The organism is Mariniflexile sp. HMF6888, assembly GCF_044335535.1.
Taxonomy (GTDB): Bacteria; Bacteroidota; Bacteroidia; order Flavobacteriales; family Flavobacteriaceae; genus Mariniflexile.
In genome coordinates this window covers 1,018,991-1,036,085 of sequence record NZ_JBIQVZ010000001.1, presented here as the reverse complement: position 1 = coordinate 1,036,085, position 17,095 = coordinate 1,018,991, and the positions used below count along the sequence as shown (strand labels likewise).

The window sequence follows — 17,095 nt, the reverse complement described above, 5'->3', positions numbered from 1 at the left end:
TAGAGGAGGGGATCTCATGAAGAGAACCTAAAACATAATAGAAAAATATTCAGTCACTTTTATTAGAGAGGTCAAAAACAAACACATCTTTAACAAACAGATATTATCAATTAAGAAGAAAGATTACCGCCTACGCGGGAATGAAAAAAATATAATAAATGAAAAAAACAATCACCATAACACTCCTATTATTCTGTGCCATAAACACACAGATCTACCCACAATCGGAAACGGATAATACCCAACAAAAAAGGTACTTAACCCCTAAAGATTATAACTTATGGAACAGGTTATCCGGGCAAGAAATCTCCAATAACGGTGATTGGTACGCTTATAGTTTGCATAACAGTACTAGTAGAGAATCCACCCTATTTGTAGGGGCTACCAAGACCGATGCCAAGTACCATTTTCCTTTTGGCTCCAACGGTCAATTTAGTAATGGAAGTAAGTGGTTTACCTGTATTGTTCCGAAAAAAGGCTTGGGGATATTGGATTTGGAAAGAGGGGCCACTCGTTGGATTTCAAATGTGTCTAAATTTGAATTATCTTCTGACGATAAGTATCTGATAGCCTCTATAAAACCCATGGCTTCAACAGAGCAGCCAAGTCTACTCATTATAGATTTAACAACAGGGAAGCAGGAAACGATTGTAGGAGTTGTAGAATATCAGATCCATCCACTATCCAATAAGCTGGCATATATTTTAGATATGGAAGGAAAAAAAAGCGTGGTACTGCACACTTTGGAAGCTGCTCCTAAAACCACTGGCATTACTGAAAATAAATTGTACACCTATAAAAAACTGCGTTGGAGCAGTAACGGAACAGCATTGGTTTTTTTACAGGAAGCACCAGAGGGTTCAGAAAAGCAAAAACGACACAAGTTGTATTACTATAATACTAAACAAGGGCAATCAAAACTTAAATGTCTGGATCCTACCATAGATACTGCCCTTTTTGGAGGTATGGATATAGGGGAATATAAATTGAAGATTTCACAGGATGGATCTGTAGTCTTTTTTGAGGTTGTTGATAAGAAGAATTTAGACATGATGATAGGTGAAAATTTACCTGACAGTGTTCAGGTTTGGAACACAAAAGATAAGCGTATTTACCATAGACTAAAACTTGATCAGCTGTATGGTTTGGGAGAATTCGGTTTATGGAAGACGTCCTGGTGGCCCCTAAAAGATAAGACCATGGTACTAGAGACTAAAGCACTTCCCGAAGCAGAGGTTTCCATAAACGGGACTTATATGCTCTCCTATAACCCTATAGCCTACGCACCTCACTTTAAAATGAAAGGAGATATAGACCTTTATTTGACTAATCTGGAAACAGGAGAGCAAAGTCTGTTTTTAAAACAACAGGAATATGGAGAGAATGGCTTTAAATTTAATGTACAGTTTTCCTCTACAGGCAAGTATATCAATTATTTTAGGGACAAACATTGGTGGATCTACGATTTGGAAAAGAAAACCCATACCAATGCCACTAAAGGTCTTGCGGTACAGCTTTATAAAACAGAGGATGATGGTGCCGATTCAGGAGGTTTGGAGCCCTATGAAGGGCATGGCAGAACTCTATATTGGACAAATGAGGACAAAGAATTGGTGATTTTTGATAGGTATGATGTTTGGTTAATTTCTCCAAAGGGCAAAGCCCGAAAGCTTACTAATGGCAAAGAAAAACAGATCCGCCATAGGTTTGAACCTAATTTCTATAAAGAAGGACAGTTAGATCCATCCCAGGGCATGGTATTTAGAACCTTTGGCACAACAGATAAAGCATCAGGGTATGCTGTTTGGAAACCAACAAAAGGTATTAAAGATATTGTTTATAAAGACATGCATGTAACAGAGCTTAAAAAAGCAAAAGACCGTAAAGCTTATATCTACAAAGAAGAATCTTTTGAAACGTCTCCTCGTATAAAGTACTGGGAAAAGGACATGTCCGAAGCCGGGACCTTGTTGGAAACCAACCCACAGCAAAAACAGTTCCATTGGGGCAAAGCGGAGCTTATTCATTATACAGGACCTGAAGGTCAACCACTCCAAGGCGCGTTATTCTACCCTGCAAACTATAAGCTTGGTGAAAAATATCCCATGATCGTGAATATATATGAACAACTATCTGATAAGTTACATATTTATGAGGCTCCTACAGAGTATTTAGGAGACGGATTTAACCGCACTAATTATACGGCTGACGGGTATCTCGTGTTTTTACCGGATATCAAGTACAAGTTCAATGATCCCGGGATATCGGCCGTACAATGTGTAGAGGCAGGTGTTAGGGCAGTATTCAAAAAAGGGATCGTGGAAGAAGATCATATTGGTCTAATAGGCCATTCCTTTGGGGGTTATGAAACGGTATTTGTCGTCACCCAAACAGATATGTTTGCCACGGCTATTGCTGGGGCAGCCAATACGGATCTGGTTAGCATGTACCATAGTATAGCGGTGGGTGATTATGATATAAGTCGAATGTTCTGGTTTGAGAGTCAGCAATGGCGGTTTACCGATTCTTTTTATCAAAACCCGGAGGCCTATTTACGTAATTCACCCTTACATCATGCGGCTAACATCAATATACCGCTGTTGTTATGGACTGGAGGCAAGGACGCTCGCACAGATTGGCGCCAGAGTATTGAACTGTATATGGGACTCCGTCGTTTGGGCAAGGATGCTACACTGCTATTATATCCTGATGAAGCCCATGGCATCCGTAATAAGTCAAATGCTGTTGATCTTACCAGACGAATGAAGGCGTGGTTTGATAAATATTTAAAGCCGGATCGAGCCAGCCTGCCAACAAGCGTTAAAAATTAGTTCAGTAAACTAATTTAGTGAAGGGGCTTTTAGATTTAAATAATAAAAAATGCAAAAACATCGAAGAAAGATGAATAAATCAAAAAAAGAAATCGTGTTGTTTTCGTTAATCTTAATGATAACATTTACTTTAAGCTGTAAAGATACACAAGAACAAGGCATCCATTTTAAAACTGGAGATTGGACATCCGTTCTAGCACTGGCTAAAACCACAAACAAGTTAATTTTTGTTGATGTCTATACCACCTGGTGTGGACCCTGTAAGTGGATGGACAAAAACACGTTTCAAGATAAAGAAGTAGCCAATTATTTCAATGCAAAATTTATATCCTATAAGCTAGATGCCGAAAAAGGAGAAGGTGTAGAGTTAAGTAAAAAATTTAGGGTTACCAGTTTTCCCTATCTATTATTTGTGGATAAAGAAGGAAAGCTTGTCATAAGGCAAAGTGGTGCGCTTGATATAAAAGAAATGCTTGAATTTGGAGAAAAAGCAATCCATTCAGAAAAGGATGCTATATTAATGACTTCAGAATACCAATCAGGCAATAGAACTCCAGAGTTTATTCTCAACTACCTTGCTTTTTTAAAGGAAAGAGATTTGCCAACAGAAGACATAATGATTAGGTATTTAGAGGATCTTGATGAGGAACAATGGCTTTTGCAAGAAAACCTGAATCTAATCAATAAGTATATACGGAGTCCTTATAATACCGTATTTGAGTATTTGGTAAAACAAAGAGGTAAGTCCAATAATGAACCCTATTTGATGGGGTATATTCCTTATGCTACATACGATAAGTACTTAAGACGTATTATTAGGGAAAAGAGCACTACAGAAGAAATTAATAAACTATTGTCTCATGCTAAATCAAGATTAAATCCAATAGAAATTGCAGCTTTAAATTTTAAAGCAAAAATACGTACAGCCAAAAGAGATGAGGACTGGGATGCTTATGTCAGCCATTATATTACTTATGTAAATGCCCTTCCCAAGGATCAAACTGGAGGTCTAAATAATTACGCATGGGAATTTTACGCTAACGATAACATCACAGACCCAAAGGCCATAAATGAAGCACTAGGTTGGATGAATAGGGCTTTGCAAAGTAGTAAGAGTTATGCTAAATTAGATACCAAAGCGGCTTTGTTGTACAAACTGGGAAGAAAAGAAGCCGCACTAACAGCTGCTGATAACGCTGTTAAATTTGCAGAAAAAAATGGAGATAATGCCTCGTCAACATTAAAACTTATTGAGAAGATAAAAGCTAACTAATGTCGATAAAAAAACAATCATACTAGTTTTTAATCTCTTTATAGGCTTTCCTATGTCTGCTCAAATTTTAAACCCAGCAAAATGAACGGCGTCTTAATTAAAGCTAAACGTTAAAACACGAAGAAATCGTTGAACTTATCTTAAAGTCAAACTAGATGATACCTGACATTTATACAATAACATTCAGAACCATAAATCTGGTCCATTAAAAACTGGTATTGAGTTTAAACCTAAAGATAGTTATAAACTAGTAGGAGATGCTATTACCGTTGATACCAAAAATGAATTTGATGTCAACTATTTTGAGCACATAGTGAACCCCTTTTTTGGATACCTTTTTCTTAAGCTTTAGAAAATTACTAATCTTTAGACAATATAAGTATACATGTAGTTTGAGTAGCATTTCTAGATTCAAACGCAAGAACACCATTAGGTGTTCCATCAACAGTACAATTTAATCCCCCTATACTGCAATCAATACTCTGTTGGATTAGAGTACAAACTGAGGGTGATGTTTGAATATAATATTGACTCACTGTATCACTTTCATTAGTAGAGAAAGCAAAAGAAGCTACAATAGCCAATGTAAAAGCAAAGGCTGCTAAACTCTCTTTTAAAAAATTAGATTTCATAATATAAATATTTAAATATTAAAAAATAATGACCTACTCTTTTTTACAGGTTTTTAATCTCATTCCTGTCACTACGCAGTAGGTTTTCATTTCATAAATTCATTATTGTAAAATATTACATAATGGATTTTAGTTTTTCTTCTCTATGTTATAGGCATAAAAGCTAAATTCATAGGTATTCTCTACAACGTTTTACAGATCAACAATAAATCTGACTCATTGAAACAGTTATCGAGTTTAAACCTAATGATGGTTATAAATAAGTAGGAGATGTTATTACCGCTGAATAGCTGCCATTTAAATATACATATTAGAAAGCGGGATTATAGTATTAAATAAAATTTATAAACATCATAGTCGGAAGAAAAATCTTCCGACTATGATTACCCATTTTTGGGTACCTTTTCCTTAAGCATTAGAAAATTACTAATCTTTAGTCAATCGATTTAAACATGTGGTTTGAGTACCATTTCTAGATTCAAACGCAGGAACCCCTGAAGGGGTTCCATCAACAGTACAATCTAGTTGATCCCCTGGACTACAATCAATACTCTGTGAGATTAACTCACAATCATTAACATTTTGAATATAGTATTGACTCACCGTATCACTTTCATTAGGCGTAAAAGCAAAAGAAGCTACAATAGCCAAAGAAAAAGCAAAGGCTGCTAAACTGTTTTTAAAAAAATTACGTTTCATAATATAAAAATTTAATAATTAAAAATTAATGACCTACTCTATTTTACAGGTTTTCGGTCTCACCCCTGTCACTACGTAGTATTTTATATGCTGAACTTGATTCAGCATTTTCAGTATTACAAAGAATTTATTAAAATTCTTTTCAGATCTCCTCACTTGGAGTCCGCTATATTAATATTTACACCCTCTTTTGAATCAGGTAATAATCCCTTAAAACGATTCGTATCCAACCTGTAGGTCACAATATGATTCCCAATGAGTCCAATAAATTTATCATTAAGAATTCGAAATGATTTTAGTTTTTCTTTACCTATGTTATAGACATAAAAGCTAAATTCATAGGTATTCTCTGCAACATTGTACACATCAATAACAGATGCCTGTTCCCATACCTCAATGGGTTCATAGCGCCCCACCAGTTTGGACTTAACAAAAAGATAGGTTCCATAAGTAGCACTATTCCCGTTTACCAATAGTGCAGGAGCCGCCATTTTCTGTTGGTTTTTGGAGGCTATTGTGCCGACTTTTATTTGAGCATGACTAATAGTATCAATAGTTTTCCCCCGAAGACTCAATTCCAGATTATTGTCGGCAACAATATATTGATTGCGATAGTAGTAAGTATATATCAACTTTTGTAACTGGTGATTGTATTGCAGTACCCCATCCGTATCAAACATACCATCTATCTGTCTCTGTAACAAGTCATGGGAAAGATCTAGTTTGCTTGTATCCAAAAGGCTAATCTTACCAAGCACATTTTCATTACTCTTACTGCTAACCGCCCGAATGACCACATTAGCAGAATCTATTGGTTCAATTTTCGCAAAATAAGCATTAACGTTCAAGATAGAATGTGCCTTCCAATCGGTCGTGTTACCCCTTCCAATATAAGGCATCATCCCATCAGCAAGAAAGAAATAAGGAGGAATGACTCGAAGTTGTACAAATCGGAATGGGAGGGTGTCCATGTCCAAAGCCAAACGGATTTCTTTTTTTTCTTGAAGGGAAGTGTCCAGAATTTTTAGATGTAAAGGCGCCATTTTATTGCCCAGGTAAATTAGCCCCTTATCAGCCCCGGCTATATAATAGGAATTATAGCCAAGGTCTAATTTTTTATCCTGTATAGCTGGATGCCCTGGAAACCGACGAATAAAACTATTGTCACGATGTAGTCCTCTTTCAGACAGGCTAAACAACACGGAAACAAAACCGATACCAGCTATGGCACAGATTAAAAGCGTTATATAGGTTTTTTTGAGTTTCATATGCTTGCATATTTAAGGGTTGTGTCATTTTTTTGTGGACTCATGATTATAATCCCGATAAAAGCCAGAATTACAAAACCGATATTAAATATTAAATGCTCCGTCCAACCCAGTTTTTCAAGAACGCCCCCACAAGAACAAGGAATGTGGTCACTAAAATTCAAAATGATAAAAATATAGGCAGTAAACATGACCATAAGAGTAAAAGCAGCATAGAGAGCCAGTAACCTAAACCGGGGAATGACCAGCATAATTGAGATTAGAATTTCAAGGGATGGTACTACCCAAGCCACCCAACCCGCATAAGCGGTAAGTACGGGAGATTGCCCTATCTGAATGACAAATTCATCAAAAACCAAAAATTTGTTTAATGCTGCATATACAAATAATAGTATATATAGGAAACAAATTAATTCCAACAGAATACTTTTATGTTTACTAGAGATTTTCATATTATTTATAACTAATTGTTTATTAACAATACAAAGATGGGTGATGAAAATGTTCTGTAAAGGATAAAAACTTTCCTTAGAGGGATAGAACTTGTCTCTGGTGTAAAAAAACTTGTCTGAGAGGGATTAGTTGTGTGAAGCTGAGGGATAAGTCCCTGTTTTGTTAATTCAATGTTGGGTTAATTATAATATTTCCTGCCTTTAAAATGGTTTTACCCTTCCGTCTTCAAATCCTATCGGATTTAAATCCACCTTCCCTTTTTTAAGGGAAGGAGTTGTTTGTCGTATTGATTTCAATGTGGGTATCACCATGATGTTTCCTGCCTTTAAAATTCCCTTTAAAAGGAGACATGGCTTCAGTTTTACAGAAAAAAACCGGAGACGAGGTGGTTTTAGCTTGGTATTTTCGGCAAAAAACTATATCTGGTTCAAAAATTCCTATTTTTTCGCTTCAATCAAAAAAGTTTAAACGAGTTCGTGGATTAGCTACAAATATTGGGGATTGTTTACGAAGGTTCCCTGTCTTTAAAACATCTGGTACGAATGCTCATAATGTTTTAATGTGATATATGGCAGATGGCTTAATTTTAACCTGAAGCCCTTCAATTTTATTTGGTTAACGATTTCCGTTCTATCAATACCAAAGGCACTAGACATATAATAAAGATATTCTTCTTTGTCGTCTGAAGTGGGTTTTTCATCTCCCAAACTATTAAAGATTGTAAAAAAGCAATGCCAGTGCGCTCCACAATCAATAATTTTAACATGTAACATTTTGGTTGTTTCAAAAAATCTTTTAGGAAATCTAAAGGTATATTGACTCAATGTGTATCCGAATTTATGATACGCCATAAAAATAAAGGCTGTGAGCACTTCCGGGGTTACTGTTAATTTTTTGAGTAACTTTTCTTGATCTTCTTTACTGTCGGTTTTTAAAAGCTGAATTAAGTTTTCTGGAACTTTTATGGCTTGGAATTCTCCTTTTAGTTTTAACCAATCATTAAAAGCATTTTTAAATATTTCCTTGCTCATGGCCGAAAATTCCTTTTCACCGGTCATTTCTTCTTTAGGAATGCCATTTAAAATCATTTGTTTTATGATGATTTTATTTTCATATTGTTCAATGGGGTTTTTCATTTCAAAATCCCTGTCTTCAAACGCTACGAATTTTTTGTTGGTCCTTTTATGTGTCAATAAGTGTTGTATCATTAGCTTTTTTTTGCCTGAGATTACTTTAGATAACAAATAAAGCTAAGAAAACTTATCTCTAACGAAAAATAACTTGTCTTAGAGGGATTATATTATTCAAAATGAATACTTTAAGAGCCTATGACACATCTTTAATCTTTCTTAAATTATCAAATTGAGCCTGTTTTCTATATCCCTTGGGGTGTGATTATATGATTTCTTAAAAGCCATTGTAAACTAAGAATAATCGTATTGTACCTATCATTAGGTCTTTGGTTTTGATTCTCTTTAGAAACTATACAAAGATGGGTTCTGAGCAAAAAAAAGAGGCCTCTTAAAATGGATACCTCTTTAGTAAATACTTATATTAAGACAAACAATATGGAATACTGCAATTCCATTTCTATTGCTTTATTAGTTAGAAAGATTGAGTTTTAAAGGAGACATACTTGTCTCTAAGGGATAAAAACATGTCTGAGAAGGATTTTTGTGGGTAACACATATAATAACCTTTACAATTATGTAACAATTCACTTATATTTAGGAAACTTATTATTGAATAAGCCATAATATCATGGAAGGTGAGCAAAAATCAAAATTTAAAAGTTATAAAAATCTTTATGGAATTTTATATCCACAACTTAGCGCCATTGCATATTATTATGTTAAGGATATAGAGGCATCTAATGAAATTGTTCAGGAAATATTTCTTAATGCATGGGCAGATTACACTGAATTTGATAATGATATAAATGACAATGATATAACAGAGTTCTTTTATGATACCGTAATAAATACCTGTATGAACACTATTAACGATAAGCAAAAATTAAAAATCAAGAGTTATAGGGAGGTTTTTAAAAGTTTATATCCTCAACTTAGCGCTATTGCATATCAATATGTTAAGGATTCACAGGAGTCAAAGGAAATTGTTCAGGAAGTCTTTCTAAATGCATGGGCTGATTACACAGAATTTGATAACGAAAACGATAAAACTGTTTTCTTTTATGATGCTGTAGTAGATACATGTGTTGACAATATAAAAGCTAAACTGACCAAAGGCATAGCACACAATAAGCCTACAAACCCAGTGATGGGTGAGTCTAAAAAACAACTATAACCCCCGCTGACGCAATAGAAAATATATTAAGTACGCTACCAAAAAAAGAAGCCGATGCTATTAGACGTAGCATTGAAGATTATAACTAAAGACAGATCCAAAGGCTTTTTTTAAGAGGAATATCCATAATACTTATGCTACTTGATTTTTTGTTTATAATTCCGGCTACGCCCAATCTGAAGAAGTCCAATGTAATGGTGACCAAGCGCAACCGAATTATTAACTAACTAACCAAAACAAAGGTCGATGATAAAACTTATCTCAAATGGATTAAAACTTATCCGAAAAGGATTTTGTAATAAACCCATAGATAAAAAACGCTTTATTGATTGACATGAAGTATTTAGAAACAAAATTTATATTGAGTTTCTGATTTGTTTTAGTTTTGACTTTAGAAATTCTTTAATTTCCAACTAAAACTCAACATAACGTATTGTTTTAGAACAGTACTTTGAGAGTCTTGAATATAGTTTTTTTTGCAATGCGCTTTGCGTTTGTATTTTGATTTAATAAATCTTCTACATTAGCCTCTTTCTTAGTTTTAAAGGACGAAACATTAAATTCTAAAGATGTTTTATCTACTTCGGTGATTAAAGTTCTGGAAATTTTAAATGGTTTGGTTTGCGCTAAAGCTACTGTAACACAGAAAATTGAGAATGTAAAAAATAATATTTCATGTGTTTACAGCTATTGGGATAGACATGCTTAATCAGACTTGAAATGCTGTCTTTATTAATTTCGGCTACGCACAATCTTGAGGATTTCAGCAAAGGGGGGTGACTGGGCGCAACCGAAAGTTAACTACTAACTAAAAAGCATTAACAAAGGTCGATGATAAAACTTGTCTCAAATGGATTAAAACTTGTCCGAAAAGGATTTTGTAATGTTGCTTTAAGATCAAAAAAGAATGAATTTACAAAAGGAAAGGAGGTACAAACCATTTCTAAGCACACTGGATTCTTATTGGATTGCTTTTTTAAATTTTTTGGGTGTAGCTATGTTTTTTAGCCACAAAATAAAATTTAATCATATAAATAATAAAACAAAAAACCCGTAAACAATTAATAATCAATTGTATTACGGGTTTTGTCTGTACTCAAGGCGGGAATCGAACCCGCACTCCGAAGAACCGGATTTTGAATCCGGCGCGTCTACCAATTCCGCCACTTGAGCTTATTTTTGAGAATCTCGAAGACTTCTCAATTTTTCTTTACCAATACCAGATTTCCAATATTTTTCTCTAATTCTTGCCTCTGGTCTGGTTTCACATGCTTCTGAATAAATTAATTCATAAGGAATGTAAAATTTCGTAGTTCTTTCTCTACCGTCATTATGCCTTTTTATTCTGGCTTCCAAATCATGCGTTAATCCAACATAAATATAATTATGTTTTTCACTTGATATGGCATAAACATAATACATAATAATTTAAAATCAGTAAAATCCTTTTTCTTTATTAAAGAATCAACCTAATTAAAGAATCAACCTAATTAAAGAATCAACCTAATTAAAGAATCAACCTATATGTTAGCGCGCCTGCCTACCGGCAGGCAGGCACTTGAACTTAAATAGGACTGCAAAAATATATATTTTTTCTATAATATTCATAAAAATAGTGAGCAATATACTTTTTAGGTTAAAATAAATGTATAAATTTGCACCTCGTTTAAAATACGGCGCGCTTTTGCGCTATAAAACAATAAGTTAACCATGCCAATAGTGATTACCGAAGCCAAAATTTTTGCATGTACTCAAAGTAAGGTGCTTGGAGAGAAAATTGCTAAAGCTTTTGGGTCTGAACTAGGCAATGTGATTACCTCTACTTATAGCGATGGCGAATTTCAACCATCATACGAAGAATCTATTAGGGGCACACGTATTTTCATTATTGGTTCTACCAATCCGGGACCAGAGAATTTAATGGAAATGCTGTTAATGATTGATGCTGCCAAACGTGCTTCGGCAAGACACATAACCGCAGTATTGCCTTATTTTGGATGGGCAAGACAAGACAGGAAAGATAAACCAAGAGTGCCAATAGCCGCTAAATTAGTGGCTAAAATGTTGGAAGCAGCAGGAGCAACTCGAATTATCACTATGGATTTGCATGCAGACCAGATACAAGGATTTTTTGAAAAACCGGTCGATCATTTATTTGCATCAACCATTTTCTTGCCTTATTTACAAAGTTTAAATTTAGATAATTTAACCATTGCATCGCCAGATATGGGAGGTTCCAAAAGAGCTTATGCTTATTCAAAAGCATTAGAGTGTGATGTGGTAATTTGTTATAAACAGCGTGCCAAAGCCAATATCATTTCCCATATGGAATTAATAGGGGACGTTACTGGTAAAAATGTCGTATTGGTTGATGATATGGTTGATACAGCCGGAACACTAACAAAAGCTGCAGATTTAATGATGGAGCGTGGTGCATTAAGTGTAAGGGCTATTTGTACCCACCCTATATTATCTGGAAACGCATACGAGAATTTAAACAATTCAAATTTAGAAGAATTGATAGTAACCGATTCCATACCTATTAAACCTTTAAGTGATAAAATTAGGGTTTTAAGTTGTGCCGATTTATTTGCCGAGGTTATGGAAAAAGTACACAACAACAAGTCTATTAGTTCAAAGTTTGTCATGTAGGCTCAAAAGGCTGGCATAAAAAAGAATAATAATTATTAACTATATATTTTAAAAATGAAATCAATTACAATCAACGGATCTCAAAGAGAAAGCGTGGGCAAAAAAGCAACAAAAGCCTTACGTAATGCTGGTCAGGTTCCTTGCGTATTATACGGAGGAGATAAGCCAGTTCATTTCAATGCAGAAGAATTAGCGTTCTCATCACTTGTGTACACTCCAAATGCGCATACAGTTGTGATTGCTCTAGAAAATGGTGAAAAATACAATGCTGTTTTACAAGACATTCAATTTCACCCAGTAACAGACAAAATTTTACACGTAGATTTTTATCAGTTATTCGAAGACAAAGAAATTACTATGGAAATTCCAATCAGTTTTGTTGGAAACTCCCGTGGTGTTAAAAATGGTGGTGTATTGCGTAAAAACAGACGTAGCTTACGTGTTAAAGCATTGCCAGCTAACTTACCGGATTTTATTGTGGCAGATATTACGCCGCTTAAAATTGGAAGCAAACTTTACATTACTACATTACAGAACGATGCTTACAAATTCATGCACCCAGACAATACAGTAGTTTGTCTTGTAAGACGTTCAAGAGCGTCAGTAGATGCATTTGATGATGAAGAAGAGGAAGCAGCTGAGGCAGCGGCAGAAGCAGCAGCTGAAGTAGAAGCAACTCAAGAATAGATATTTTTTTAATTAAATACAAAAAGCATCCTGTATTATTCAGGATGCTTTTTTATTTTTACAATGAACTCAATATAAGTAAAACCAATTTTGAACATTACAAAAAATAAACCTATTAAAAAATGGGGCGTTCCCCTATCGGGTCGGCTAGGAGTTTATCTTGAGCGAAGTCGAAAGGTTACAAGTCCTCGCTCGTACCCCGCTGTGGGCTTTCCACTGCTATCCCTAACGCATTTTCAGCAAATCATAAGTTTGGTGATTCTACAAGGTGTTTTCATTTTTAATATGTAAAATACCATGTGGAAATTTTTATTAAGGTTATTTAAAAAGAAAAGTCATCCAAACGAACAAGATACCATGAAAAAGTTTTTAATTGTTGGTCTAGGAAATATTGGCGAAGCGTATGCCAACACCCGTCATAATATAGGATTCAGAATTTTAGACCATTTTGCTTCACAAGAAAATATAGCTTTCGAAACTAAAAAACTAGGAGACACCGCCACTTATAAACTAAAAGGAAGAACCTTTGTTTTTTTAAAACCAAGTACCTACATGAATTTAAGTGGAAAAGCAGTGGTCTATTGGTTAACTAAAGAAAATATTCCGTTAGAAAATTTGTTGGTAATAACCGATGATTTAAACCTGTCTTTTGGAAGTATTCGTGTAAAAACCAAAGGGAGCGATGGTGGACATAACGGATTAAAAGACATACAAGCAAAGCTAAATACCACAAACTACAACCGTTTTAGATTTGGTATCAGCGATGCATTTAATAAAGGGCAACAGATTGACTATGTGTTGGGAGAATGGACCGATGAAGAAAACGAAAAACTTAAAGAACGCTTAGATAAATCCATCGAACTTATAAAATCCTTTGGTTTAGCAGGCATCAATATTACCATGAATACCTTTAATGGCAAATAAAAGTTGATTTGTTCGTGAGACTGAACTTGTTTCAGTTTTACATAACTTATCATTAGCTTATTGATTCACATTGAGCATTATCGAAAATAAAAATATATTTTTATTTGAAGATAGAAGCGCAGCTTGCGAAATGCTATTAAAAACGATATTTCTAATGTCTTCGACTGCGCTCAGACTGACACAACTCAATATATTTTGATTTTTGTCATGTACTAAATTATTTAAAATGAATTACAACGTTTTTTTTCTTCAAAAAGGACCTTCATTATTTTATTATAATCTTTTTAGTAGATTTCCTAATGCCGTCACTTACAATTAATAAATACATACCAGATTGTACATTATTTAACTGCAATTCCTGACTAAAATCACCAACATTCGGGAAATTGTTTTTATAAATATGCCTTCCTCTAATATCAAAAACAGCAACATCAATCGCTCGTTCCAATGAGCCATTTAATTGAATAACAAACTTGCCATTATTCGGGTTAGGAAACACCACGAGATTCTCGAAACCAAACGCATCAATAGTTGTGGTAGGCATAATACTTAGGGTGTAATCCTCAACTTCACCATCAAATCCATTTTCGCAAGCGCTAGGAGGGCCATCATCATCAAATTTTGTGCTTACCCTCATAATGGTTTTTCCTAAACTGGCATCTACTGGAACAGTAATAGAAAGTGATGAGTTTGAAGTAGCACTATTGGTAACATTAGTGGCTGTACCTAAATTATATTCTTCCCCAGCGTCATTAAAGCTACAATTCTGGTTCCAATCTATCCATACCTTGGTACCTGTTGTAAAGTCTCCGTCGGTATTTACGTGTACTGTTAAAGGATAACTGCTATCTCTATTTAAATTGGTAGAAATATTTGTGTAATTATTATAACCAGAAGGTTTTCCTGATGCGTTATTAATGGTGTTAAATTGTACCAATGTAGTACTGGTTTCGTATTGAGTATTTGCAATAGAGGTGCAAAGCCCATTGTAAAAAGGAAAATTTAAAACTTTATTTTTAGTTATTGAAGATGAAGTGCCGGTTACCGTAATTGGATAATCTCCTTGTGGAACACCAGATAAATCGTTAATAGTCATGGTAACAGGTCCAGAAGCATTTAAATTTGCCGGAGAAAAAGTTACAGAAGAACCACTTGGGTTTCCCGATGCGCTAAAAACAGTATTTTCAGAAAAACCATTAGCAGTGACATAATTAAAATGGAATGTTGCTGTTGTGTTGGCACACTCTAAGGGATCTAAAGTTTCTTCAACAATAAAAAAATCGGGGTTTGATGAAATGGAAAAATCAAAATTTGAAACATCGTAAAAAATATTATCGGCAGCTTCAATTAATAGTCTGGCTAGCGATGTGTCTGGAATTGAAGGTACTGTATATGAAAAGGCACCATCGTTAAGTGTGTTTGATGCAACGTTTATAGGAAACGTTAAACCGCCATCGGTAGAGAGTTTAATATTTACATTTTGGCAGTTTATGGTAGCATTGGTTGTTTGCCCAACCTCCCAATTTATAGTTACGTTGCTGCCTTGACCCCAAGACACAGGGTTTGAAATAGTAAATGGCGTTACATCTTCTACGGTTATTATCATGGTATCAAAACTGCTTTGCCCACCACTGGCACTAGCAGGAGCTCTATCCCTTACGGTTAGTGCCCAATTTAAGTTTCTTCCAACAGTTGAAACTGTTTCCCAATCACTTCCTAAAGAGGGGCTGGTTTGAATGGTGTTTCCAGCTAATACGCTACTTAATTTTGGGATATATCTATCAGAAGTGTTTGAAGGAGGTAAAGACCTATTCATAGAACCAGAAGCTAAAGTTGGTCCGAAATTTAAATGATTTACGAGGCCGTTGTCTATTTGTTCCCAACAATAGGTTAAGTTATCACTACCGTCTGCATCGGTGGCAGAGCCTTTTAAAACATAGGCTGTTCCAGCAGGAATGTAATAATCGTTTCCAGCATTTGCAATGGGTGGATTATTGGTGATTACTTCTGTTGTTTGGCAACTTTTACCACTCAAATTGTTTAATATTTGTTTAATGCTTTGATAATGAAAATAAGGGTCGCTATTGTTTTGCACATCATCTTCACCAGTAATTCCTGCATACGCCATAATAGTACTGCCACTTCCTGGTTCGGAATTCACACCTGTACCTTCATTTTCATAAGCAAAGGTGTGGTTAGCTCCCATTTGATGTCCAATTTCATGAATTACAAAATCTATATCAAACGTATCGCCTTCTGGGATGCCATTTGATGGAGACGTAAATCCTGCACCTTTGTTTTTATCTTTATTGTTTATAGCATTATCATTTGTGCAAACACAGCCAATGCATCCTGCATTTCCACCTCCGCCAGTTGCACCAAATAAATGGCCAATGTCGTAAGCAGCATTTCCAATGGTATTAGTTAAGTTATTTTGAAGTTGAATACTCCACCCGTTAAGATCATCACTATCATTGTTTATTTCATCATCAGTGCCTACATTGGCATCAGAATAGGGGTCGGTTGTAGCGTCTGTATATATTAATTGTGGGGCATTAACAAGTTCAAAAGTAACTGCCATGTCGGTTTCAAAAATTTCATTAACCCTGTTTAAAGTTGCATTAATAGCCGCTAAAGCATCGGCAACGGCGTCACCATTTCCAGAAATGCCATCATCATGATATGCTGTATATTCGGCAGTTGTGGAAATAGCTATTCTGAATTTTTGAAGTGTTTGGTTGTTAGCACCTCCTTCATTAATGGCTATTTTTGAAGTTAAACCATTTTTATTAAACGTTTCATTTAGCTCATCAAGGGTTTTGCATTCAAAGATGTTTTTTGTTTTATTTTTATCCGCTCTCCGGTATAAAATGTATTCATTGGAACCTTTTGATGCGGGCTGCATAAAAACAGCAGGTTTACTACTGTAAGAAATCATGGTTTGTACGCCTTGTGGCGAAACACTCATACGCAATCGCGTTCCAGGATTATTAGTGCTTATGCCCACATACGATTTTATATCAGGATATTTTGCCGCTAAATCTGGAGCAAAAACAGAAGCTTCGTAAATTCTAAAAGTTTCTAATTTGCCATTTTCACCAGGCATGGTAATTATGGTTGCTTTTTGTTTTGCTTTTGAGCTTCTTGAAACAGCACCAGATAGCGATTCTTGCAACGAATTGCTATGAAGTTTGAAAGCATGAACACTGTTTTTGTTTAAATGAAATTTTGAAATTATCTTGGAATCTTTAATGGTTTCAACCTTTTCCCATGAAGAATTTTGAGAAGATACCGAAAAGATAAACAAAAACATTGCTATTGATAAAACATAATGTAGTTTTGCTTTCATAAGTAGATATTGTTGTTTTT

13 protein-coding genes and 1 tRNA gene are annotated in these 17,095 nt (G+C 34.9%); 6 read left to right on the top strand and 8 right to left on the bottom strand.

All coding sequences use genetic code 11. The features are described 5' to 3' along the window. Positions 1–158 precede the first annotated feature (158 nt). On the top strand, positions 159–2,831 hold the full coding sequence (locus tag ACGLWY_RS04720; RefSeq protein WP_396618501.1) for an alpha/beta hydrolase family protein: 2,673 nt from the start codon (positions 159–161) through the stop codon (positions 2,829–2,831). A gap of 70 nt (positions 2,832–2,901) precedes the next feature. Continuing rightward, positions 2,902–4,104, top strand: a complete 1,203-nt coding sequence (locus ACGLWY_RS04715) for a thioredoxin fold domain-containing protein (RefSeq protein WP_396618500.1) — start codon at positions 2,902–2,904, stop codon at positions 4,102–4,104. Positions 4,105–4,463: 359 nt separating this feature from the next. Here the strand turns inward: ACGLWY_RS04715 and ACGLWY_RS04710 are convergent, their stop codons facing one another. The 5 genes from ACGLWY_RS04710 to ACGLWY_RS04690 form a co-directional block, all read right to left on the bottom strand. Then, positions 4,464–4,736, bottom strand: coding sequence for a DUF6520 family protein (locus ACGLWY_RS04710; protein WP_396618499.1), 273 nt, complete (start codon positions 4,734–4,736; stop codon positions 4,464–4,466). Positions 4,737–5,162: 426 nt separating this feature from the next. After that, positions 5,163–5,435 (bottom strand): DUF6520 family protein, encoded by a 273-nt coding sequence (locus ACGLWY_RS04705; protein ID WP_396618498.1) that lies wholly within the window; start codon positions 5,433–5,435, stop codon positions 5,163–5,165. Between the two features lie 152 nt (positions 5,436–5,587). Beyond that, on the bottom strand, positions 5,588–6,703 hold the full coding sequence (locus ACGLWY_RS04700; RefSeq protein WP_396618497.1) for a hypothetical protein: 1,116 nt from the start codon (positions 6,701–6,703) through the stop codon (positions 5,588–5,590). Next, positions 6,700–7,155: a MauE/DoxX family redox-associated membrane protein gene (locus ACGLWY_RS04695; protein ID WP_396618496.1), complete on the bottom strand. Its 456-nt coding sequence runs from the start codon at positions 7,153–7,155 to the stop codon at positions 6,700–6,702. Before ACGLWY_RS04695 ends, ACGLWY_RS04700 begins: the two co-directional genes overlap by 4 nt. A gap of 525 nt (positions 7,156–7,680) precedes the next feature. Next, positions 7,681–8,364 (bottom strand): hypothetical protein, encoded by a 684-nt coding sequence (locus ACGLWY_RS04690; RefSeq protein ID WP_396618495.1) that lies wholly within the window; start codon positions 8,362–8,364, stop codon positions 7,681–7,683. 553 nt (positions 8,365–8,917) lie between these two features. Between ACGLWY_RS04690 and ACGLWY_RS04685 the strand changes: the two genes are divergently transcribed. Beyond that, positions 8,918–9,463, top strand: coding sequence for a sigma factor (locus ACGLWY_RS04685; protein WP_396618494.1), 546 nt, complete (start codon positions 8,918–8,920; stop codon positions 9,461–9,463). Between the two features lie 1,093 nt (positions 9,464–10,556). Here ACGLWY_RS04685 and ACGLWY_RS04680 read toward each other — a convergent pair. Both ACGLWY_RS04680 and ACGLWY_RS04675 read right to left on the bottom strand, forming a co-directional pair. Beyond that, positions 10,557–10,636, bottom strand: a tRNA-Leu gene (locus ACGLWY_RS04680). Beyond that, a complete protein-coding gene (locus tag ACGLWY_RS04675) occupies positions 10,637–10,885 on the bottom strand; it encodes a GIY-YIG nuclease family protein (RefSeq protein ID WP_396618493.1) in 249 nt (82 codons plus the stop codon). A gap of 288 nt (positions 10,886–11,173) precedes the next feature. Between ACGLWY_RS04675 and ACGLWY_RS04670 the strand changes: the two genes are divergently transcribed. From ACGLWY_RS04670 to pth, 3 genes are all read left to right on the top strand, one after another. Then, positions 11,174–12,115: a ribose-phosphate pyrophosphokinase gene (locus tag ACGLWY_RS04670; protein ID WP_396618492.1), complete on the top strand. Its 942-nt coding sequence runs from the start codon at positions 11,174–11,176 to the stop codon at positions 12,113–12,115. A gap of 54 nt (positions 12,116–12,169) precedes the next feature. Continuing rightward, on the top strand, positions 12,170–12,802 hold the full coding sequence (locus ACGLWY_RS04665; RefSeq protein ID WP_396618491.1) for a 50S ribosomal protein L25/general stress protein Ctc: 633 nt from the start codon (positions 12,170–12,172) through the stop codon (positions 12,800–12,802). Positions 12,803–13,099: 297 nt separating this feature from the next. Next, complete coding sequence (gene pth / locus ACGLWY_RS04660) at positions 13,100–13,726, top strand: aminoacyl-tRNA hydrolase (RefSeq protein ID WP_396618490.1); 627 nt, start codon at positions 13,100–13,102, stop codon at positions 13,724–13,726. Positions 13,727–13,991: 265 nt separating this feature from the next. On the opposite strand, the gene ACGLWY_RS04655 is transcribed toward pth, so the two are convergent. Next, the gene (locus ACGLWY_RS04655) at positions 13,992–17,075 is read right to left on the bottom strand and encodes a reprolysin-like metallopeptidase (RefSeq protein WP_396618489.1); all 3,084 of its coding nucleotides are present in this window, start codon (positions 17,073–17,075) and stop codon (positions 13,992–13,994) included. Between the last annotated feature and the right edge of the window lie 20 nt (positions 17,076–17,095).